The sequence below is a fragment of the Agrococcus sp. SGAir0287 genome, assembly GCF_005484985.1.
Classification (GTDB): Bacteria; Actinomycetota; Actinomycetes; order Actinomycetales; family Microbacteriaceae; genus Agrococcus.
The window spans coordinates 719,252-739,454 of record NZ_CP027942.1; the positions used below are offsets into that span (position 1 = coordinate 719,252).

Consider the following 20,203-nt stretch of genomic DNA (forward strand, 5'->3'; position numbering starts at 1 on the left):
CCCACCGCGCCTGGATGGTCGAGCACGCGTGCGACGTCGGCGGCCGCCGTGCACTCAGAATGCTGTCGGAGGCCGTGGCTACAGTGGATGCTCGTGCCCGCCGTCATCGCCGCCAGAGGACTCGTCAAGCGCTACGGCGACTTCACCGCCGTCGATGGCATCGACTTCGACATCGAGCAGGGCGAGTCGTTCGGGTTCCTCGGGCCCAACGGCGCCGGCAAGTCGACGACCATGCGCATGATCTCCGCCGTCTCGACGCGCACGGGCGGCACGCTCGACGTGCTCGGGCTCGACACGAACGAGCACGGCCCCGAGATCCGCGCGCAGCTGGGCGTCGTGCCGCAGGCGGACACGCTCGACACCGAGCTGCGTGCACGCGACAACCTCGTCGTCTACGGCCGCTACTTCGGCCTGCCGCGCGCCGTCGTGCAGCAGCGCGCCGACGAGCTGCTGGCGTTCGCCCAGCTCGAGGAGAAGGCGAAGGCGCGCGTCGACGACCTCTCCGGCGGCATGAAGCGACGCCTCACCATCGCACGCGGTCTCATGAACGAGCCGCGCATCCTCCTGCTCGACGAGCCCACGACGGGCCTCGACCCGCAGGCGCGCCACATCCTGTGGGACCGCCTCTTCCGCCTCAAGGAGCGCGGCACGACCCTCGTGCTCACGACGCACTTCATGGACGAGGCCGAGCAGCTGTGCGACCGCCTCGTCGTCGTCGACCACGGTCGCATCGTCGCCGAGGGCAGCCCCGCCTCGCTCATCCGCGAGCACTCGTCGCGCGAGGTGCTCGAGGTGCGGTTCGGCTCGAGTCGCAACGAGGAGGCGGCGCGCGAGATCGCCGGCATCGGCGACCGGCTCGAGGTGCTGCCCGACCGCATCCTCGTCTACGCGCACGACGGCGACGCCGCGCTGCAGGCCATCCATGCGAAGGACCTGCGACCCATCACGAGCCTCGTGCGACGCTCGAGCCTCGAGGACGTGTTCCTGAGGCTCACCGGCCGATCGCTCATCGAATGAGCGCCGACACGACGCAGCAGGCCGACGCCGTCGCCGTCGGCATCGCCGCCGCGCGTCGCACGCGACGCCTCGGATGGTGGTTCGTCGCCGAGCAGCGCATCCGCGCCATGCGCGCCTACGTCGGCACGTGGATCGGCCTCGGGCTCGCCTCGCCGTTCCTGTACGTCGCGGGTCTCGGCTTCGGCCTCGCGATCGTCGTGAACGACGCGCAGGGCGGCCAGGACGTCGGCGGCGCCGACTTCCTGCTCTTCCTCGCCCCCGCCCTCGTGCTCGGCTCGGCGATGCAGACCGCGGCGCAGGAGTCGACCTACGGCATCTTCGGCGGCTTCAAGTGGGTGCCGATCTTCATGGCGATGCGCTCGAGCCCCGTGAGCCCCGCGCAGATGGTCGTCGGCTACACGATCGGCACGCTCGTGCGCGTCATCCCGCTCTCGATCGTGTACGTCGCGGCGATCTGGCTGCTCGGCGTCACCGAGTCGCCGCGCGTGCTGTGGCTCGTGCCGATCGCGTGGATCCTCGTGCTCGCCGTCGCCCTGCCCGTCACGGCGTGGGCGGCGCATCAGGAGCAGGACCGCGGCCAGCTGAACTTCATCGACCGCTTCGTCACGCTGCCCCTGATGCTCTTCTCGGGCACCTACTTCCCGCTCGAGACGCTGCCGATCTTCCTCCAGTGGATCGGCTGGATCTCGCCGCTGTGGCACGCGGTCGACCTCGGCCGTTGGGCCGTCTACGGCGCGCCGGTGCCGGGCTGGCTCGTCGTCGTGCACGTGGCCGTGCTCGTGGGCTTCGCCGTCGTGGGCTTCCTCCTGGCCGTGCGCGTGTTCGTCAGGAGGCTCGACCTGTGACCGTCCACGCATCCGAGCCGCTGCTCACGCAGCGCCCGCGCGGCCCGCTCTCCGGCATCTACGCCGGCAACGCGCGCGCGGTCATCGGCCGCGGCATGCACGTGATGCGCCGCAACAACCTCACGGTCGTCGTGTCGGGCTTCTTCGAGCCGGTGTTCTACCTGCTGTCGATGGGCATCGGGCTCGGCACGCTCATCGGCTCGCTGCAGTACCGGGGCGTCGACGTGCCGTACGCGGCGTACATCGCGCCGGCGCTCATGGCGGTGTCGGCGATGAACGGCGCCATCTTCGACTCGACGATGAACGTCTTCTTCAAGATGCACTACGGCAAGCTCTACGACGGCATGCTCTCGACGTCGCTCGGGCCGCTCGACGTCGCCCTCGGCGAGATCTTCATGGCGCTGTTCCGCGGCTTCCTCTACGCGTGCGGCTTCATGGCGGTCACGACGATCATGGGGCTCAACCTCTCGCCGACCGCCCTGCTCGCCATCCCGGCAGCCGTGCTCATCGCCTTCGCGTTCGCAAGCCTCGGCATGGCGATCACGAGCTACATGAAGACGTTCCAGCACCTCGACTACGTGTACTTCGTCATGATGCCGATGTTCCTGCTGTCGGCGACGTTCTTCCCGATCGAGGTCTACCCACAGGGCATCCAGTGGGCGATCATGGCGATGCCGCTGTGGCACGGCGTCGACATGATGCGGCAGCTGACGCTCGGGGTGCTCGACTGGTCGCTCGCCGTCCACGTCGGCTACCTCGCGGTCATGTCGCTCCTCGGCATCGTCTTCACGACGTCGCGGCTCAAGGCGCTCTTCCTGCGCTGACGCAAGCGCGGGCGCTCCCGGCCGCGGTCGCCTAGCGTCGAGGCATGCCCCGCATCCTCGTCTTCGCGCCTGCGCCGCTGCTGTCGATCGCGATCGAGAGCCACGGCGACGAGCCCGACGTGCACATCCACGTCGGCGGCCAGGGGGTGTGGCAGGCGCGGATGCTCCGAGCGCTCGGCGCCGACGTGGCGCTCGTCTCGTCGTTCGCCGGCGAGCCGGGACGCGTCGCCGAGCGGCTGCTGGGCGACGAGGGCATCGCCGTCGCCGACCTCGATCGCGTGGGAGGCGTCAATCCCGTCCGCATCACCGACCGCCGATCCGGTCGGCGCACCTCGATCGTCGAGACCGACGGCACCCCGCTCGATCGGCACGACCTCGACGCGCTCTACTCCATGGTGCTGCGCGAAGCGGCAGACGCGGACCTCGTCATCCTCTCCGGCCCCGTCGACGACGCGACGCTGCCCGCCGACGTCTATCGCAGGCTCGCGAGCGACCTGGGTGCGCTCGATCGGCGGGTGCTCGTCGACCTCGCGGGCGACCGCCTCGCCGCGGCGATCGAGGGCGGCGCCACGGTCGTCAAGGTGAGCCACGAGGAGCTCGTGGCCGACGGGCTCGTCGACGACGGCGACGACGAGGCGCAGCTTGCGGCCGCGATGCAGGCGCTGCGCGAGCGCGGCGTGGAGATCGTGGCGGTGTCGCGCGCCGACGTCGGCTCCCTCGTGCTGCACGAGGGCGGCCTGCTGCGCGTCACGGCGCCACGGCTGCAGGTCGTCGACCACACGGGGGCGGGCGACTCCTACGCGGCGGGCCTCGCGTACGCGCTCGCGGACGGGCGCGACGTCGAGGAGGCGATCCGGCTCGGCGCCGCCGCCGGCGCCATCAACGTGACGCACCACGGGCTCGGCACCGGCGACGCGGCCGCGATCCGCGCGGTCGCGCAGCACGTGGAGGTGGAGCGGGTCGAGCGCTGAGACGCGTCGGTCAGGGCGCGACGGGGAACGTGCCGCTCTCGCGCCACTCGAGCACGAGCGCGTCGAGCGCCTCGGAGGTCGCATCGCCGGTGCACGTCGACGTCGTGAGCACGAAGGGATCGGCGTCCACCGGCTCGACCTCGACGACGGTCGTGCGAGACCCGGGCGGGCACTGCGTCGCCTCGACGGGATGCATCGGGTTCAGGATCGCCTCGAGGCGATCGAGCTGGGCCGGGTCCTCGACGAGGTAGCGCGAGGTGTCGAAGTCCGGCAGCGCCTGCGACTGCGAGACGACCGCCGAGGCGATCTCGATCGTCGGCTGCTGGTCGCAGGCCGCGAGCGGTGCGACCGAGACGGCGCCGCACGGCGGCGGGCTCGGAGGCGTGGCGACGCAGCCGGCGAGCGCGGCGCCCACGACGAGCAGCAGTGCCGAGACGGCGGGACGCGTGCGAGAGGTGCCCATGCAGCGACGGTAGCCCGCTCGTCCGGACGCCGGCGCAGCGAGCGGTGCGCGTGCGCGGAGCGTGCCATCCGGATCCCCTCCGAGACGACGAACGGGCCCCAACCGCGGTCGGGGCCCGTTCGTCGTGCAGGACGCTCGCGTCAGGCAGACGTCGTGTTCACGTAGTCCGCGTCGCGCGTGTCCTTCGACAGCAGCAGCACCACGAGGGTGATCGCGGCCGCGACCGACAGGTAGATGCCCACGAGGATCGGCGAGCCGCCCGCGGCACCCCACAGGGCGACGGCGACGAACGACGCCGGCGCGGCGCCGATCACGCTCGAGAGGTTGTACGCGAGCGCCGAGCCCGTGTAGCGGACGTTCGCCGGGAAGAGCTCCGGCAGGTAGGCGGCCATGGGGCCGAACGTGAGGCCCATGAGCGTGAAGCCGAGGATGAGGGCCGTCATGATGCCGACGAAGCCGCTGCCGAACAGCGGCACCCACAGCAGGCCGAAGACGACGATCGCGGCCGACACGGCGGCGAGCATCCACTTGCGCCCGAAGCGCTCGGCGAGCGGGCCGGCGACGAGGGTGAAGATGCCGAAGAACACCACGCCGATGATGAGCAGCCACAGGAAGTCGATGCGCTGGAAGCCGAGTCCCGGCACGAACGTGTCGGGGTTGAACGGCTGACCGGCGGCCTCGGCCGCCGCGGCCGCCTGCTCCTCGGTCGCGGCGCGGGTGCCGAACGTCAGCGTGAACGTCGTCATGAGGTAGAAGAGCACGTACGTCGCGAACATGATGAGCGTGCCCTGGATGATCTGCACCCAGTTGTGGCGGAACACGGTGCCGAGCGGCACCTTCACGACCTCGTTGCGCTCGACGACCTTCGTGAACGCCGGCGTCTCGATGAGCTTGAGTCGCACGTACAGGCCGACGGCGACGAGGATCGCCGAGAGCAGGAAGGGGATGCGCCAGCCGAACTCCTGGAACTGCTCGGGCGTGAGCGTGTACGTGATGAGGATGAAGATCGTGTTGGCGAGGATGAAGCCGATCGGCGCGCCCAGCTGCGGGAACGTGCCGTAGATGGCGCGCTTGCCCGCGGGTGCGTTCTCGGTCGCGAGCAGCGCGGCACCCGACCACTCGCCGCCGAGGCCGAGGCCCTGGCAGAAGCGCATGAGCGCGAGGAGCGCGGGCGCGAGGATCTCCCAGCCGGGCGTCAGCGCCGTCGGCAGGCAGCCGATGAGCACGGTGGCGATGCCCATGGTGAGCAGCGACGCCACGAGCGTGGTCTTCCGGCCGATGCGGTCGCCGAAGTGACCGAAGAGGATCGAGCCGATCGGGCGCGCGACGAACGCGACGCCGAACGTCGCGAGCGACGAGAGCAGCTGCGCGGTCTCGTTCTCGGCGGGGAAGAAGAGCGCCGGGAACACGAGCACGGCCGCGGTCGCGTAGATGTAGAAGTCGTAGAACTCGATCGACGTGCCGATGAGGCTCGCGAAGATGACCCGTCCGCGCGTGTTCGCGGGCTGCTCGGTGGTGGCGGGGGATGCGTCAGCCATGAGGCTCCTTCAGAAGTGCTGGGAAGAGCCTAGCCACGCGGATGTGCGGCGGTGCGCACGCGGGCGGGGAACGGTCGTCAGCCTTCGTGGGCCGCCCACTCGGCGACGAGCTGCCCGAGCGCCTGGTCGCGTCCCGTCGCGCCGCACGACGACGCCTCGAACGTCGCGGTCGTGGCGTGCGCATCCGTCGCGATGACCGTCGTGGTGGTCGTCCACACGCACTCGATGTCGTCTCGCTCGGTGTCGGGGAGGGCGAGGACGTCGGCGAGGGCCGCGAGCGAGGTCGCGTCCGCGCGCTGCAGGCCGGCGGTGCCGTCGCCGAGCGGCCCCTCGGACTGCACGGCGGTCGCGAGCGTGAGGCCGGCGTCGAGGTCGAGCGCGGGCTCGGTGCCGGGTTGCGGGATCGGCGGGTGCTCGACGTCGAGCTCGTCGCCCGCGATCCAGCCGGCGACGAGCGCATCCACCTCGCGCTCGAAGTCGCTCGAGTCGTCGTCGAGGCGGAACCGGAGGTGCACGGCCTCGCCGGTCTGCCGCGACCAGTAGGTGAGGCTCGTGCGCCGACCGTCGGCGTGGATCGGCTCGTCGCCCTGGTCGCCGAAAGCGTCGTGCTCGACGATCAGCGCTTCGAGCGCGGCGAGGTGGTCGGGATGGTCGACGCGGTACGTCGTCGGCACCGCATCGTCGTCGGGGTCGTCGTCCTGCGAGACGAGCGCGTCGTCGATGAACGGCTCGTCGTGCGTCGTCTCGGGCTCCGGACCTGCGACGCACGCGGCGAGTGGGGCGACGAGCACGGCGAGCGCGACGGCGACGGCGGGTCGGATGCGGGGCATGCCGCGACGCTACGCGCGTCGTCCGGGAGCGCTCGAGGAGGGGGCGGGGCGCCGCATCCGCGTCGCGTGCGAGTCTCGTGCGGATCGGGCAGCGCGCCCCAACCGCGGACCGTGCCCGGGCGTCCATCGAATCCGCTCGTCAGCGGCACCTGAGGTGCAGGATGCACCCGAGGCCGCGCTCACGTGCAGATTCGCCGCGAGGGACGTCGGGTCAGAGCGCGCGGATCGCCAGCGCGGCGCCGACGGCGGCCTCGGCCGCCTTCGCGCCCGTGTCCTCCTTCGAGCCGGGCAGGCCCGCGCGGTCGATGCCCTGCTGCTCGTCGTCGATCGTCAGCACGCCGAAGCCGACGGGCTTGCCCGTGCGGATAGCGACGTCGGTGAGCCCAGCCGTCGCCGCGTGGGCGATGTAGTCGAAGTGGGGCGTGCCGCCGCGCAGGATGACGCCGAGCGCCACGACGGCGTCGGCGCCGCGCTCGAGCGCCGCCTGCGACACGACCGACAGCTCGAAGGCGCCGGCGACGGGGATCTCGGTCACGGTCGCGCCCATCGCGGCGAGCGAGCGGCGCGCGCCGCCCAGCAGGCCGCCGGCGATGACGTCGTGCCACTGCCCGTAGACGATCGTCACCGCCAGCCCGCTCGCGTCGTGCTGGAGGTGGGGTGCGCCGGATCCGGCCATGTCAGTCTCCCGTCCCGGTCGGCAGCGCGGTCGCCGCATCCGTGCCGATCCGCTGCGGCAGCAGGTGCCCCATGCGGTCGCGCTTGGTCTCGAGGTAGCCCTCGTTGAAGTCGCCGACGCCGACGACGAGCGGCTCGCGCGCCTCGATCTCGATGCCGTGCCGCTCGAGCTGGGCCGCCTTCTCGGGGTTGTTCGACAGCAGGCGGATGCGCGTGAGGCCGAGCTCGGCGAGGATCGCCGCGGCCGCGCCGTACTCGCGAGCGTCGGCGGGCAGGCCGAGGGCGAGGTTGGCGTCGAGGGTGTCGAGGCCGTCCTCCTGCAGGCGGTATGCCTTCAGCTTGTTGATGAGGCCGATGCCGCGCCCCTCCTGCCCCCGCAGGTAGACGACGACGCCGGAGCCGGCCGCCTGGATGCGGTCGAGCGCCGCGTCGAGCTGGGGGCCGCACTCGCACTTCAGCGAGCCGAACGCCTCGCCCGTGAGGCACTCCGAGTGGATGCGCACGAGCGCGCCGTCGGCGACGGGGTGGCCGGCGACGATCGCGACGTGGTCGGCGCCCGTGACGAGGTCGCGGTACGCGAAGACGCGGAAGTCGCCGTGCGTCGTCGGCACCGTCGTGCACACCTCATAGCGCACGCGCGGCGTGAGGGTCGGGTCGACGGCGGCGATCGACGCGATCGCGCCGCCGTCGAGGTGCGCGACGAGGTCCTCGATCGTCACGACGACGAGGTCGTGCTCCTCGCCGAAGGCGATGAGGGAGGGCAGGCGGCGCATCTCGCCGGAGTCCTCGACCAGCTCGCCGATGACGCCGACGGGCTGCAGGCCCGCGAGCGCGAGGAGGTCGACGGTCGCCTCCGTGTGGCCCGCGCGCACGCGGACGCCGCCGTCGACGGCGCGCAGCGGGACGACGTGGCCGGGTCGACGCAGGTCGCCGGGGCCGGAGGCGGGATCGGCGAGCACCCGCAGCGTGTGGGCGCGGTCGTCCGCGGAGATGCCGGTCGTCGTGCGATCGGCGGCGTCGACCGTCACGGTGTACGCCGTCTGCCGCGGGTCCTCGTTCGCCTCGACCATGAGCGGCAGGTCGAGCCGGTCCGCGATCTCGCCCGTGAGGGGAGCGCAGAGGAAGCCCGACGAGTGCCGCACGAGGAAGGCGACCTGCTCCGCCGTCGCGAGCTCGGCCGCGAGCACGAGGTCGCCCTCGTTCTCGCGGCCCTCGTCGTCGACGACGATGACGGGGCGGCCGGCGCGCAGCGCCTGCACCGCCTGCTCGATGGTGCCGATCATGCCTGTGCTCCCGTCTGGATGCGTCCTGCGCGCTCGAGTCGCAGCATGCGCGCGACGTGCCGGGCGACGACGTCGGTCTCGACGTTGACGCGGTCGCCCGGCGCGAGGGCACCGAGCGTCGTCGCCTCGAGGGTCTCGGGGATGAGCGAGACCTCGAGCCACTGCTCGGGCTCGTCCTCGTCGCTCAGCCCCGACACCGTGAGGCTCACGCCCTGCAGCGTGATGGATCCCTTGCGCGCCACGAAGGGCGCGAGGTCGCCGTCGAGGGTGAGGCGCACGCGACGCCACGCGTCGCCGTCCTCCGTCTCGACGACCGTGGCGGTGCCGTCGACGTGGCCCTGCACGATGTGCCCGCCGAGCCGGTCGCCGACCTGCGCGGCGCGCTCGAGGTTCACGCGGTCGCCGACGGCGAGGTCGCCGAGCTGCGACATGCGCAGGCTCACCTCCATCACGTCGGCCGTGAAGGCGTCGGCGGTCTGCTCGACGACGGTGAGGCACAGGCCGTTGACGGCGATCGATGCGCCGTGCGCCGCGTCGGAGACGGCGAGCGGTCCGCGTACGGTGAGCCTGGCGGAGTCGCCGTCGCGCGTCAGCGCGACGACCTCGCCGATCTCCTCGATGAGCCCGGTGAACATGGGGATCAGCCCTCCTTCGCCGCGGTCGCGGCCGGTCGGATGGTGGCGGGTCGTGGGACGGCGATGACGAGCAGGTCGCGGCCGAGCGGCTCCACCCGCACGTCGTCGAGCAGCAGCTGCTCGTCGATCGTGGCGACGCCCACGTCGGCCATCGCGGTGCGCGGTCCGCCCAGCAGGGTCGGCGCGACGTAGCAGTGGATGCGGTCGGCGAGCCCCGCGGCGACGACGGCGGAGGCGAGCGTCGGCCCGCCCTCGACGTAGAGCGCCTGGATGCCGTGCTCCCGCCAGAGCGTCGCGAGCCACTCGCCGGGCAGGCCGTGCACCTGCACGTACCGCCTCGGGTGGTCGCGGAGGCGCGCGGACGGCGGCACGTCGCGGTGCCCGACGACGACGGGCAGCGGCTGGGGCGCGCCCGGGTCGTCGCTGCCGTCGACGAGCGGCACGCGCGCCGTGAGCTGCGGGTCGTCGGCGAGCACCGTGCCCGTCCCGACCGCGATGGCGTCGTGCAGCGAGCGCTGCCGGTGCACGTGGGCGCGCGCCTCGGGTCCCGTGATCCACTGGCTCGTGCCGTCGGCGGCGGCCGCGCGACCGTCGAGCGACTGCGCCCACTTCACCGTCACGCGCGGGCGGCCGTGCCGCATCGCGAATCGCCAGTCGTCGACGAGGGCGTCCGCGCGGTCGTCCGCGGCATGCACGACGTCGACGCCGCCGGCGCGCAGCCGATCCGCGCCGCCCGACGAGGCCTCGCCGGGATCGGCGACGGCGTAGACGACGCGGGCGATGCCGGCGTCCACGATCGCGACGGCGCACGGGCCGGTGCGACCGGTGTGGTTGCAGGGCTCGAGCGTCACGACGGCCGTCGCGCCGTGCGCGGCACCGGCGGAGAGGTGCGAGAGCGCGTCGACCTCCGCGTGGGGCGTGCCCGCTCCGCGGTGCCAGCCCTCGGCGAGCACGGTGCCGTCGGCGGCGAGGATCACGCAGCCGACCTGCGGGTTGAGGCCGCGCGGACCCCGGGCGGCGATGGCGAGCGCGCGGTCGAGCGCGTCGCGCTCTGCGCGCGTCGGCGCTGCCGCTGCCGCCTGTCCTGTTGTCACGATCCCTCCGGCGTCGAGGCCGTGGGCGCGCGCGACGGCGTCCCACCTCGGAGCGTCACTTCCATCCGGACTCTCACCGTCGGTGCAGGAGTTCCACCTGCTCGGCCTCCCGGGATGGGAGGTTCGCGGACTATGACCGCCGGTTCGGACTTGCACCGACCCCGTGAGCACTCGACGTGTATCGAGAGCCTACAACTCGGCTCCGTCGGTCTTCATTCCCGAGCGTCTCGCGACGCAACCCTCGCCCGTGCGAGCGCGCGCCCCGGCTGCTCGAGGAGCGCGGCGTCTCCTCCGACCGGCCGAGGAGCGTAGGCGCGCTGCACCTCTGCCGTCCCCTCCAGCTGGTCGAGGAGCGCAGGCGCGCAGCGCCTCCGCGTCACGAGACCACGCGACGGCCGCTCCTGCCCAGCCGTGCGCGTGGTGGCGTCGGGCGTGCACGTCGCGTGGTCTCGTGACGGCTCCTCGCTGCGCTCGGGGCCTCCTCGACCGGCTCGCAGGGAGGTCGTCGATCAGCGGGGCCCGTGACCTCTCGTGTGCCGGCGGCGGAGCCAGCCGCCGCAGTCGCGCCGAGTGGCATGCGAGGCGTCGGCCGACGCGAAGCAGCGTGCCCGCGACGCGACCGCGCTAGCGCAGCCCGATCGCCCGGTACGCGCGATCGAGCGTCGCCTCGGCGACCTCCGTCGCCCGCGCCGCGTTGCCGGCGAGGATGCGGTCGAGCTCCGCCGGATCCGCGAGCAGCCCGAGCGCGCGCTCGCGGATCGGGGCGAGCTCGGCGACGACCGCATCCGCGACCTCCGCCTTGAACGCGCCGTACTGCTGCCCCTCGAACCGCTGCTCGAGGTCGGCGATCGACGTGCCCGTGATGGACGAGAGGATCGTGAGCAGGTTCGTGACGCCGGGCTTCTGCTCGCGGTCGGCGCGCACGACGCCTTCCATGTCGGTGACGGCCGAGCGGATCTTCTTCGCGACCTTCGTGGGCTCGTCGAGCAGCGACAGCAGACCCTTGTCGGTCGCCGCGGACTTCGACATCTTCGACGTCGGCTCCTGCAGGTCGTAAATGCGCGCCGCCTCGCCCTGGATCACGGGCTTCGGCACGACGAACGTGTCGCCGAAGCGAGCGTTGAAGCGGGTGGCGAGGTCGCGCGTGAGCTCGACGTGCTGCTTCTGGTCGTCGCCGACGGGCACGACGTCGGCGTCGAAGAGCAGGATGTCGGCGGCCATGAGGATGGGGTAGGTGAAGAGGCCCACCGACGCGGCGTCCGCGCCCTGGCGTGCCGACTTGTCCTTGAACTGCGTCATGCGGCTGGCCTCGCCGAAGCCGGTGATCGTCGAGAGCACCCAGGCGAGCTGCGCGTGCGCGGGCACGGCCGACTGCACGTAGAGGCATGAGCGCGCAGGGTCGATGCCCGCGGCGATGTACTGCGCGGCGACGGTGCGCACCTGCTCGCGCAGCACCGTCGGGTCTTGCGGCACGGTGATGGCGTGCAGGTCGACGACGGAGAAGTACGCGTCGTACTCCTCCTGCATCCTCCGCCACTGGAAGATCGCGCCGATGAGGTTGCCGACGTGCAGCGAGCCCGACGAGGGCTGCATGCCCGAGTACAGACGGGGCTTGGTCATGGTGGTTCCTTGGATCTCTCGGGCGCGAGCGCAGCGGCTCAGAGCGCGTAGTCGACGACGACGGGGGCGTGGTCGGACCATCGCGCGTCCCACGCGCTCGCCTTCGCCACCTCGTAGTGCGTGACGGTGGCGGCGAGCGCAGGGGTCGCGAGCTGGTAGTCGATGCGCCAGCCGGTGTCGGTGTCGAACGCGCGGCCGCGCTGCGACCACCACGTGTACGGGCCGTCGACGTCGCCGGCGAACGCGCGGCCGACGTCGACCCATCCCTGGCCCTTGCCCCGCACGCCGTCGGCGCCCGTGACGATCTTCCCCTCGGGGCCGAGGATGCGGTCGAGGTGCGAGCGCTCCTCGGGCAGGAAGCCGGCGTTCCTCCGGTTGCCCTTCCAGTTGCGGATGTCGCGCTCCGTGTGCCCGACGTTGAGGTCGCCCATGACGACGGCGAGGTCGGTCGTGGCGCGCACCTGCGGGAGGCGCTTCAGCATCGAGCCGAGGAAGCGCATCTTGTCCTCCTGCTTCGGCGTGCCCGCCTCGCCCGAGTGGACGTAGGCCGAGATCACCGTGAGGACGCGCTCGTCGTCGAGGGCGAAGTCGGCCTCGAGCCAGCGGCCCTTCGTGTCGAAGGTCTTCAGGCCGATGTCGGTGCGGTGCGCGATCGACGGCATGCGCGAGGCGACGGCGACGCCGGCGCGGCCCTTCGCGGTGGCGGGGTCGTGGAGCACGTGCCAGCCCTCGAGGATGCGCAGCACGTCCTCGTCCTGCGCGCGCACCTCCTGCAGGCAGAGGATGTCGGGCTGCGCCTCGTCGAGCCACTCGAGCATGCCCTTGCCTGCTGCTGCCCGGATGCCGTTGACGTTGACGGACACGATGCGCATGGGCTCGAGCCTACCGGCGCGCCACCGACGCGCCGCCGCCCGATCAGCGCCGCCGCGGCCTGCGCGCGCGCTTCGCGAGCCGCTTGTGCAGCTGGCGCATGAGGGTGCCCTGCTTCGGGTCGTCCTTGCCGCGCTCGGCGATCTCCGCCTTGATCGCCGCGCGGTCCTTCCGCAACGCCTCGATGGCGTCGGCGCGGGCGTTCTCCGCGTCGACCTGCGCGACGTAGGCCTCGCCCGTCGCGCCGACGGCGAGCCACGAGAGGGCAATGAGCAGGATCTGGTTCACGAGGCCGAGCCAGATCAGAATGCCGAGCACCGCGGCGAACGATGCGACGAGCGGGTTCGCGCCGCCCGAGAGCAGCAGCGCCGCGAACTGCTTGAGGATCGCGAAGGCGACGGCGCACGCCACCGAGGCGCCGAGCAGCTGCCGCCACGGCAGGCGGAGGCGGCCGGCGAAGCGGTAGAGCAGGGCGACGACCGCCGTGTCGAGCGCGAGCTGCGCCAGCGCGCCGAGCACCTGGCCGACGCCGCCGATGCCGAGCGCGTCGGCGATCGCGCTCGTGATGACGAGGACGGCGGCGGAGGCGAGCACGAGCAGGCCGATGCCGAACGCGACCCCGAGGTCGCCGAGCTTCAGCAGCACCGGGAGTGCGCGCACGTCGGGGAGGTGGAAGACGGCGCGGAAGCCCTCGCGGCTCGTGCCGATCCATCCGATCGCCGTGATCAGGATGCCGACGGAGGCGATCGCGGTGCCCCAGGTGAGCACGCTCGATCCGATGAGCCCGTCGACGTCGATGAGGCCGGGGGAGTCCTCCCCGGTGCGCAGGAGCCCGGGCACGGAGCGGGCGACGGCGTCGATGACGCGGTCGCGCAGCGCCGAGTCGCCACCGAGCACGGCGGCGAAGATCGCGAAGCCGATGAAGAGGGCCGCGAAGAGCGAGAGGAAGGCGCTCAGCGTCATGCCCTGCGCGAAGACGGGGCCCTTCGCGGCCCCGTAGTGGGTGAGCGTCCTCGCCGGTCGAGACGCCATGACGCGTTCGATCGTGGTCGCCACCGTCTGCCCCCGTCCGTCGCATCCTCGGCCGTGCCGACAGCGTAGTCTTGCGGCATGGCAGAGCTGCGTGGAGTCGGTGTCGGTCGCGGAATCGCTGCAGGCGTGGTACTGCGGATGCCGGAGCCGCTGGCCCCTCCGTCGACCGATCCGCTCGAGGGCGACGCCGACCAGGAGACCGCCCGCGTGCGCGAGGCGCTCGCCGACGTCGCGACCGAGCTGTCGCAGCGAGGCCGCGTCGCAGGCGGCGAGGCGCAGGAGGTGCTCGAGGCCGCCTCGCTCATGGCGCAGGACCCGGCGCTCGCCGACGACATCGCCGGTCGCATCGCCCAGGGCACGAACGGCGAACGCGCCGTGCACGAGGCGTTCGAGCAGTTCAAGACGATGCTCATCGCGCTCGGCGGCTACATGGCCGAGCGCGCCACCGACCTCGACGACGTCTCGCAGCGCGTCGTCGCCCGCCTGCGCGGCGTCCCGGCGCCCGGCGTCCCTGAGTCCGACGAGCCCTTCATCCTCCTCGCGCGCGACCTGGCCCCCGCGGACACGGCGACGCTCGACCTCGAGCGCACGCTCGCGCTCGTCACGCAGGACGGCGGTCCCACGAGCCACACGGCGATCCTCGCCCGCTCGAAGTCCATCACCGCCGTCGTCGGCGTCGAGGGCCTCCTCGCGTCCGTGCCCGACGGCACGCGCGTCGTCGTCGACGCGAAGAGCGGCGTCGTGACGCTCGACCCCTCCGACGAGGAGGTCGAGGCGGCGCGCGCCGAGGCGGAGAGCCGAGCGGCGCGTGCGGACGCGCCGCTCACCGAGGGTGCGCTCGCGGACGGCACGAAGGTGCCGCTGCTCGCGAACGTCGGCCGGCCGGAGGACGCCGCCAAGGCGCTCGAGCTCGGCGCCGAGGGCGTCGGACTCTTCCGCACCGAGTTCCTCTTCCTCGATGCGAAGGAGGCGCCGTCGGTCGCCTCGCAGACCGAGTCGTACACGCGGATGCTGCAGGCGTTCGAGGGCAAGAAGGTCGTCGTGCGCGTGCTCGACGCCGGCGCCGACAAGCCGCTCGCGTTCCTCAACGACGCCGAGGAGGAGAACCCGGCGCTCGGCCTGCGCGGCATCCGTGCCCTGCGCGCGAGCGAGCAGATCCTGCGCGACCAGCTCGAGGCGCTCGCGGCGGCCGACGCGGCGACGAACGCCGACCTGTGGGTCATGGCGCCGATGATCGCCAACCAGGAGGAGACGGAGTACTTCGTCGCGCTCGGTCGCGAGATGGGGCTGAAGACCGTCGGCGCGATGGCGGAGGTGCCCTCGATCGCCGTGCTCGCCGACCAGGTGATGGCCGCGGCCGACTTCGTGTCGATCGGCACGAACGACCTCACGCAGTACACGTTCGCCGCCGACCGCATGCTCGGCACCGTCGCGTCGTTCCAGGACCCGTGGCACCCGGCGGTGCTGCGCCTCATCAAGCTGCTCGGCGACGCGGGCGCCGAGGCGGGCAAGCCCGTCGGCGTGTGCGGCGAGGCAGCAGCCGATCCGGCACTCGCCGTCGTGCTCGTGGGCCTCGGCGTCACGTCGCTGTCCATGAGCCCCGCCGCGTTCGCGGACGTGCGCGCCGAGCTCCTCGAGGTCACGCTCGAGCAGGCGAAGGCGAAGGCCGCCGCGGCGCTGACGGCGTCGTCGGCCGCCGGCGCACGCGACGCGGCCGCTGCAGCCTGACGGGCGGGCGCTGCACGACGAGACGACCGCGCGCCTTCGGCGCGCGGTCGCCCGCGTCTGGGCCTCGGGCTGTCGTCAGGTCGCGAGGCCGTGCTCGCGACGCGAGCGCAGCCGCAGCGCCACCGTGGCCGCGGCGACGACGACCGCGACGACGACCGCGACGATGGCGACCACCGTGCTCTCGGGCTCGGAGGTCGCGCGGCCGACCGCGAGCCACGAGACGCCCCAGACGATCGAGAGCATCGGCGCGATGCGGCCCTTGCCGTAGACGGCGAGCGCGACGCCGACCGCGGCGACGACGACGAGCATGATGGACGCGGGCACGTCGAAGGCCGCGGGGCGCAGCCCCATGTCGGCGAGCCACGCCGCGACGTTCGCGACCGTCGCGACGCAGACCCATCCGAGGTAGAGGCCGAACGTGCCATCCACGACGACGCGCTCGACGAGGGTCGCCGGGCGCGAGCGCACGAGCACGACGAAGATCACGATGAGCGACAGCAGCAGCGCGACGATGATCACGACCGTCAGGGCGACGAGGCCCGACGTGCTCGCGAGGATCCACGCCGCGTTCAGCACGAGCGACGCGAGCGCGAGCCAGCCCATGCGACGCTGGCGGGGCTCGTCCTGATGACGGGGGAGCACCTGCCAGATGGCGTAGGCGGCCAGGCCGAGGTAGATGACCGACCAGATGGAGAACGCCGGACCGGCGGGCGCCAGCGGCGTCGCCGTCGCCGCGAACGCGCCGTCGCCGCCTTCCTGCACCTCGGTGCCGCCGAACGCGCCCGAGCCGAGCGCGGCGGCGGCGATCGTGACGGGCAGGGCGACGAGCACGACGATCGCACGGACGCGATCGGCGGTGGTGGCGGAGGTCGTGGCGGTGCTCATGCCCTCGACGGTAGCGACGGGGAGGGCCGCCGGCCGCGCGCTTGACACCCGTGCGGAGCGGTGTTAGTCAGTCGGCTGACGAATAGGCCCGCGACGACGGAGGCTAGAGGATCTGGCCGATCGGCTCGCGCTTCTCGGCCTGGAAGCGATCCTCCGTGCGGCCGTAGGCCCAGTAGCCCGAGAGCGAGAGGTCCTCGCGGCGGATGCCCTGGCGACGCACGACGTCGCGGATGGCCTTCATCGACTCGCGCTCGCCGTGCGCGAAGACCTGCGTGCGCCCGTCGGCGAACGCGTGCGCCGCGACCGCGTCGGCGAGCACGGGGGAGGTGCCCGCCGCCACGTCGTCGCCGCGGTGCAGCCACACCAGCTCGATGCCCGCGGGCCTCGGCAGCGGCAGCTCGTCGGCGGCGCCGTGCACCTCGACGTAGGCGGTGCCGACCGCCGTGGGCGCGTGCTCCGCCATCCAGGCGAGCGCCGCGCCGATGGCGGGGATGGCCGACTCGTCGCCGGCGAGCAGGTGCGCGTCGGCCGACGGATCGGGCACGTAGGCGCCGCCGGGGCCGGAGAACACGATCCGCTCGCCCGGCTGCGCCCGCGCGGCCCACGGGCCGGCGAGGCCGACGTCGCCGTGCACGACGACGTCGATCGCCACGCGCTCGGCCTCGACGACCGGCACCGAGTACGTGCGCGAGACCGGCAGCTGCTCAGGAGCGAGGGTCGCCCGCAGCTCCTCCACGTCCCACGGCGCATCGAGGTCGTGGCCGGGCTGCGTGAACCAGAGCTTCACATAGCGGTCGGTCGGAGTCGCGTCCGAGAACGCGGCGAGCCCGTCGCCACCGGCCCAGATGCGCACGATGTGCGGGGCACGCCACTCGACCGCCACCACCTCCAGCACGTGCGTCGGGCGACTGCGGCGTGCGGGCGCGGACATGGAGCTCCTCGGGTCGGGCAACCTCACCAACCTATCCGTCATGCGTCCTGCAGGCGATCCGGGGTGGTGGAGGGGAATCTTCCCTTCACCGACCCGAATCGCCTGCGATGCGCATCCCGACGCATCCACCAGGACGCGAGACGGCCCGGAGCCGAGGCTCCGGGCCGTCTCGATCGGTGCGTCGGCGCGTCAGGACACGCGGCCGGACGTCATCGCCGCCTTGACCTCGGCGATCGCCTTCGTCACCTCGATGCCGCGGGGGCACGCGTCGGTGCAGTTGAAGGTCGTGCGGCACCGCCACACGCCCTCCTTGTCGTTGAGGATGTCGAGGCGCACCTGCGAGGCCTCGTCGCGGCTGTCGAAGATGAAGCGGTGCGCGTTCACGATCGCGGCCGGACCGAAGTACTGCCCGTCGGTCCAGAACACGGGGCACGAGGTCGTGCACGCGGCGCAGAGGATGCACTTCGTCGTGTCGTCGAAGCGCTCGCGCTGCGCGATGGTCTGGTGGCGCTCCTTCTCGGGCTTGCCGGAGGCCTGCAGGAAGGGCTGGATCTCGCGGAAGGAGTCGAAGAACGGCTCCATGTCCACGATGAGGTCCTTCTCGAGCGGCAGGCCCTTGATCGCCTCGACGTAGATGGGCTTCGACGTGTCGAAGTCCTTGATGAGCGCCTTGCACGCGAGGCGGTTGCGGCCGTTGATGCGCATGGCGTCCGAGCCGCACACGCCGTGCGCGCACGAGCGGCGGAACGTGAGCGTCGAGTCCTGCTCCCACTTGATGCGGTGCAGGGCGTCGAGGATGCGCTCGGTCGGGTACATCTCGACGTCGTAGTCGACCCACTTCGGCTCGTCGTCGACCTCGGGGTCGTAGCGGCGGATGTTGAGGGTCACCGTGAAGGACTGCGGCTCCTCGATCGCCTCCTCGGCCGGTGCTCCGCCGGCAGGGTCGGCGATCGGCTCGCCGCCGGTCGTCTCGGGGCCTGCGGCAACCTCGCCGCCGATGGCGGTGCCGGGCTCGGAGGGCGACACGGCCTGGCTGTCGGCGTTCGTCGCGGCACCTGCCTCGGCGGCCTGCGCCTGCGGCTCGCCGGCCTCGACCGCTGCCTCCTGCGAGGTGACGGGCGTGTTCTTCTCGCTCTCGTGCGTGGCCATGGCCTCAGTACTTCCGCTCGGTGGGCTCGTAGATCGTCTTGCGCACGGGCTTCCAGTCGAGGCGGATGTGGTCCGTCGAGTCCGCCGAGTGCGGGTCGCCCGAGAGGTACGCCATCGTGTGCTGCATGTAGTGCTCGTCGTCGCGCTTCGGGAAGTCGTCGCGCATGTGGCCGCCGCGCGACTCCTTGCGGTTGAGGGCGCACACGACGAGCACCTCGGCGAGGTCGAGCAGGAAGCCCAGCTCGACGGCCTCGAGAAGGTCGGTGTTGAAGCGCTTGCCCTTGTCGCGCACCGAGACGCCGAGGTACCGCTCGCGGAGCGCGCGCACGTCGGCCGCGGCCGCCTGCAGCGTCTCCTCGGTGCGGAACACCTGGGCGTTGCGGTCCATCGTCTCCTGCAGCTCCTTGCGGATCTGCGCGACGGACTCCGTGCCGGTCGCCGCGCGCAGCTGCTGCAGCCATCCCACGACGTTGTCCGCGGCGTCGTCGGGCAGCGGCACGAAGTCGGCGGACTTCGCGTACGTCACGGCGTTGTTGCCGGCGCGCTTGCCGAAGACGTTGATGTCGAGCAGCGAGTTCGTGCCGAGGCGGTTGGAGCCGTGCACGGACACGCAGGCGCACTCGCCGGCCGCGTAGAGGCCCGGCACGACGGTGTCGTTGTCGCTGAGCACCTCGGCGTCGTTGTTCGTCGGGATGCCGCCCATCGCGTAGTGCGCGGTCGGGTACACCGGCACGCGCTCGACGACAGGGTCGACGCCGAGGTACGTGCGCGCGAACTCGGTGATGTCGGGCAGCTTGGTCTCGAGCACCTCGGCACCCAGGTGGGTGCAGTCGAGGTAGACGTAGTCCTTGTGCGGCCCGGCGCCGCGACCCTCCAGCACCTCCTGCACCATCGAGCGCGCGACGATGTCGCGCGGCGCGAGGTCCTTGATGGTGGGGGCGTAGCGTTCCATGAAGCGCTCGCCCGAGGCGTTGCGCAGGATGGCGCCCTCGCCGCGCGCGCCCTCGGTGAGGAGGATGCCGAGGCCGGCGAGCCCGGTGGGGTGGAACTGGTAGAACTCCATGTCCTCCAGCGGCAGGCCCTTGCGCCAGATGATGCCGACGCCGTCGCCTGTGAGGGTGTGCGCGTTCGACGTCGTCTTGAAGATCTTGCCGAAGCCGCCGGTGGCGAAGACGACCGACTTCGCCTGGAAGACGTGGATCTCGCCGGTCGCGAGCTCGTACGAGACGACGCCCGCGACGCGCTGCACGCCGTCGACCTCCGCCATCACGAGGTCGAGCGCGTAGTACTCGTTGAAGAAGTGCACGCCGTGCTTGACGCAGTTCTGGTACAGCGTCTGCAGGATCATGTGGCCGGTGCGGTCGGCGGCGTAGCAGGCGCGGCGCACGGGCGCCTTGCCGTGGTCGCGCGTGTGGCCGCCGAAGCGGCGCTGGTCGATCTTGCCGTCCTCCGTGCGGTTGAACGGCAGACCCATGTTCTCGAGGTCGAGCACGGCGTCGATCGCCTCGCGCGTGAGGATCTCGGCGGCGTCCTGGTCGACGAGGTAGTCGCCGCCCTTGACGGTGTCGTAGGTGTGCCACTCGGCGTTGTCGTCCTCGACGTTGGCGAGGGCGGCTGCCATGCCGCCCTGCGCGGCGCCCGTGTGGGAGCGCGTCGGGTACAGCTTCGTGATGACGGCGGTGGAGGCGTTGGGCGCGGCCTCGATGGCTGCGCGCATGCCTGCGCCACCGGCTCCGACGATGACGACGTCGTACTGGTGGTAGTGGATGCCGTCGGCGGACACGGTCGACTCGGTCATGTGGTGCAGGGACTC

The 20,203-nt window shown here is 72.2% G+C and carries 19 protein-coding genes and 1 riboswitch; of the genes, 5 read left to right on the plus strand and 14 right to left on the minus strand.

Features of this window, described 5'->3' with window-relative positions; genetic code table 11:
• Positions 1 to 87 precede the first annotated feature (87 nt).
• Genes C1N71_RS03330 through C1N71_RS03345 form a run of 4 tightly spaced genes read left to right on the plus strand, consistent with a single transcriptional unit; the run spans position 88 to position 3,657 of the window.
• Positions 88 to 1,017, plus strand: a complete 930-nt coding sequence (locus C1N71_RS03330) for an ABC transporter ATP-binding protein (protein ID WP_137755116.1) — start codon at positions 88 to 90, stop codon at positions 1,015 to 1,017.
• A complete protein-coding gene (locus tag C1N71_RS03335) occupies positions 1,014 to 1,862 on the plus strand; it encodes an ABC transporter permease (protein WP_137755117.1) in 849 nt (282 codons plus the stop codon). The genes C1N71_RS03330 and C1N71_RS03335 overlap by 4 nt, the downstream gene beginning before the upstream one ends.
• Complete coding sequence (locus tag C1N71_RS03340; RefSeq protein WP_254678081.1) at positions 1,859 to 2,686, plus strand: ABC transporter permease; 828 nt, start codon at positions 1,859 to 1,861, stop codon at positions 2,684 to 2,686. The genes C1N71_RS03335 and C1N71_RS03340 overlap by 4 nt, the downstream gene beginning before the upstream one ends.
• A gap of 44 nt (positions 2,687 to 2,730) precedes the next feature.
• Positions 2,731 to 3,657, plus strand: coding sequence for a 1-phosphofructokinase family hexose kinase (locus C1N71_RS03345; RefSeq protein ID WP_137755118.1), 927 nt, complete (start codon positions 2,731 to 2,733; stop codon positions 3,655 to 3,657).
• A gap of 10 nt (positions 3,658 to 3,667) precedes the next feature.
• Here the strand turns inward: C1N71_RS03345 and C1N71_RS03350 are convergent, their stop codons facing one another.
• The 10 genes from C1N71_RS03350 to C1N71_RS03395 form a co-directional block, all read right to left on the minus strand.
• On the minus strand, positions 3,668 to 4,120 hold the full coding sequence (locus tag C1N71_RS03350) for a hypothetical protein (RefSeq protein ID WP_137755119.1): 453 nt from the start codon (positions 4,118 to 4,120) through the stop codon (positions 3,668 to 3,670).
• Positions 4,121 to 4,260: 140 nt separating this feature from the next.
• The gene (locus tag C1N71_RS03355) at positions 4,261 to 5,658 is read right to left on the minus strand and encodes an MFS transporter (protein WP_137755120.1); all 1,398 of its coding nucleotides are present in this window, start codon (positions 5,656 to 5,658) and stop codon (positions 4,261 to 4,263) included.
• A gap of 77 nt (positions 5,659 to 5,735) precedes the next feature.
• Entirely contained in the window at positions 5,736 to 6,488 is a 753-nt protein-coding gene (locus C1N71_RS03360) for a hypothetical protein (protein WP_137755121.1), read from the minus strand.
• Between the two features lie 211 nt (positions 6,489 to 6,699).
• Positions 6,700 to 7,164: a 6,7-dimethyl-8-ribityllumazine synthase gene (gene ribH / locus C1N71_RS03365; RefSeq protein WP_137755122.1), complete on the minus strand. Its 465-nt coding sequence runs from the start codon at positions 7,162 to 7,164 to the stop codon at positions 6,700 to 6,702.
• A gap of 1 nt (position 7,165) precedes the next feature.
• Positions 7,166 to 8,446: a 3,4-dihydroxy-2-butanone-4-phosphate synthase gene (ribB, locus tag C1N71_RS03370; protein ID WP_137755123.1), complete on the minus strand. Its 1,281-nt coding sequence runs from the start codon at positions 8,444 to 8,446 to the stop codon at positions 7,166 to 7,168.
• A complete protein-coding gene (locus tag C1N71_RS03375; RefSeq protein ID WP_137755124.1) occupies positions 8,443 to 9,081 on the minus strand; it encodes a riboflavin synthase in 639 nt (212 codons plus the stop codon). Before C1N71_RS03375 ends, ribB begins: the two co-directional genes overlap by 4 nt.
• Before the next feature lie 5 nt (positions 9,082 to 9,086).
• The gene (gene ribD, locus C1N71_RS03380; RefSeq protein ID WP_137755125.1) at positions 9,087 to 10,175 is read right to left on the minus strand and encodes a bifunctional diaminohydroxyphosphoribosylaminopyrimidine deaminase/5-amino-6-(5-phosphoribosylamino)uracil reductase RibD; all 1,089 of its coding nucleotides are present in this window, start codon (positions 10,173 to 10,175) and stop codon (positions 9,087 to 9,089) included.
• A gap of 48 nt (positions 10,176 to 10,223) precedes the next feature.
• Positions 10,224 to 10,348, minus strand: a riboswitch (FMN riboswitch).
• A gap of 451 nt (positions 10,349 to 10,799) precedes the next feature.
• Complete coding sequence (gene trpS, locus C1N71_RS03385) at positions 10,800 to 11,795, minus strand: tryptophan--tRNA ligase (protein ID WP_137755126.1); 996 nt, start codon at positions 11,793 to 11,795, stop codon at positions 10,800 to 10,802.
• A 38-nt stretch (positions 11,796 to 11,833) separates the two neighbouring features.
• A complete protein-coding gene (locus C1N71_RS03390) occupies positions 11,834 to 12,667 on the minus strand; it encodes an exodeoxyribonuclease III (protein ID WP_137755127.1) in 834 nt (277 codons plus the stop codon).
• A 43-nt stretch (positions 12,668 to 12,710) separates the two neighbouring features.
• Positions 12,711 to 13,697: a YihY/virulence factor BrkB family protein gene (locus C1N71_RS03395; protein ID WP_137755128.1), complete on the minus strand. Its 987-nt coding sequence runs from the start codon at positions 13,695 to 13,697 to the stop codon at positions 12,711 to 12,713.
• 78 nt (positions 13,698 to 13,775) lie between these two features.
• Between C1N71_RS03395 and ptsP the strand changes: the two genes are divergently transcribed.
• Positions 13,776 to 15,425, plus strand: a complete 1,650-nt coding sequence (gene ptsP / locus C1N71_RS03400) for a phosphoenolpyruvate--protein phosphotransferase (protein ID WP_137755129.1) — start codon at positions 13,776 to 13,778, stop codon at positions 15,423 to 15,425.
• A gap of 75 nt (positions 15,426 to 15,500) precedes the next feature.
• Here ptsP and C1N71_RS03405 read toward each other — a convergent pair whose 3' ends face one another.
• The 4 genes from C1N71_RS03405 to sdhA all read right to left on the minus strand — a co-directional run bounded on the left by C1N71_RS03405 (position 15,501) and on the right by sdhA (position 20,188).
• A complete protein-coding gene (locus C1N71_RS03405) occupies positions 15,501 to 16,310 on the minus strand; it encodes a TspO/MBR family protein (protein ID WP_137755130.1) in 810 nt (269 codons plus the stop codon).
• A gap of 103 nt (positions 16,311 to 16,413) precedes the next feature.
• Positions 16,414 to 17,241: a siderophore-interacting protein gene (locus tag C1N71_RS03410; protein WP_137755131.1), complete on the minus strand. Its 828-nt coding sequence runs from the start codon at positions 17,239 to 17,241 to the stop codon at positions 16,414 to 16,416.
• A gap of 189 nt (positions 17,242 to 17,430) precedes the next feature.
• The gene (locus C1N71_RS03415) at positions 17,431 to 18,192 is read right to left on the minus strand and encodes a succinate dehydrogenase iron-sulfur subunit (protein WP_137757171.1); all 762 of its coding nucleotides are present in this window, start codon (positions 18,190 to 18,192) and stop codon (positions 17,431 to 17,433) included.
• Between the two features lie 202 nt (positions 18,193 to 18,394).
• Positions 18,395 to 20,188 carry a succinate dehydrogenase flavoprotein subunit gene (gene sdhA, locus C1N71_RS03420; protein ID WP_137755132.1) on the minus strand — a complete coding sequence of 598 codons (1,794 nt, stop codon included), beginning with the start codon at positions 20,186 to 20,188 and terminating at the stop codon, positions 18,395 to 18,397.
• Positions 20,189 to 20,203: the final 15 nt, after the last annotated feature.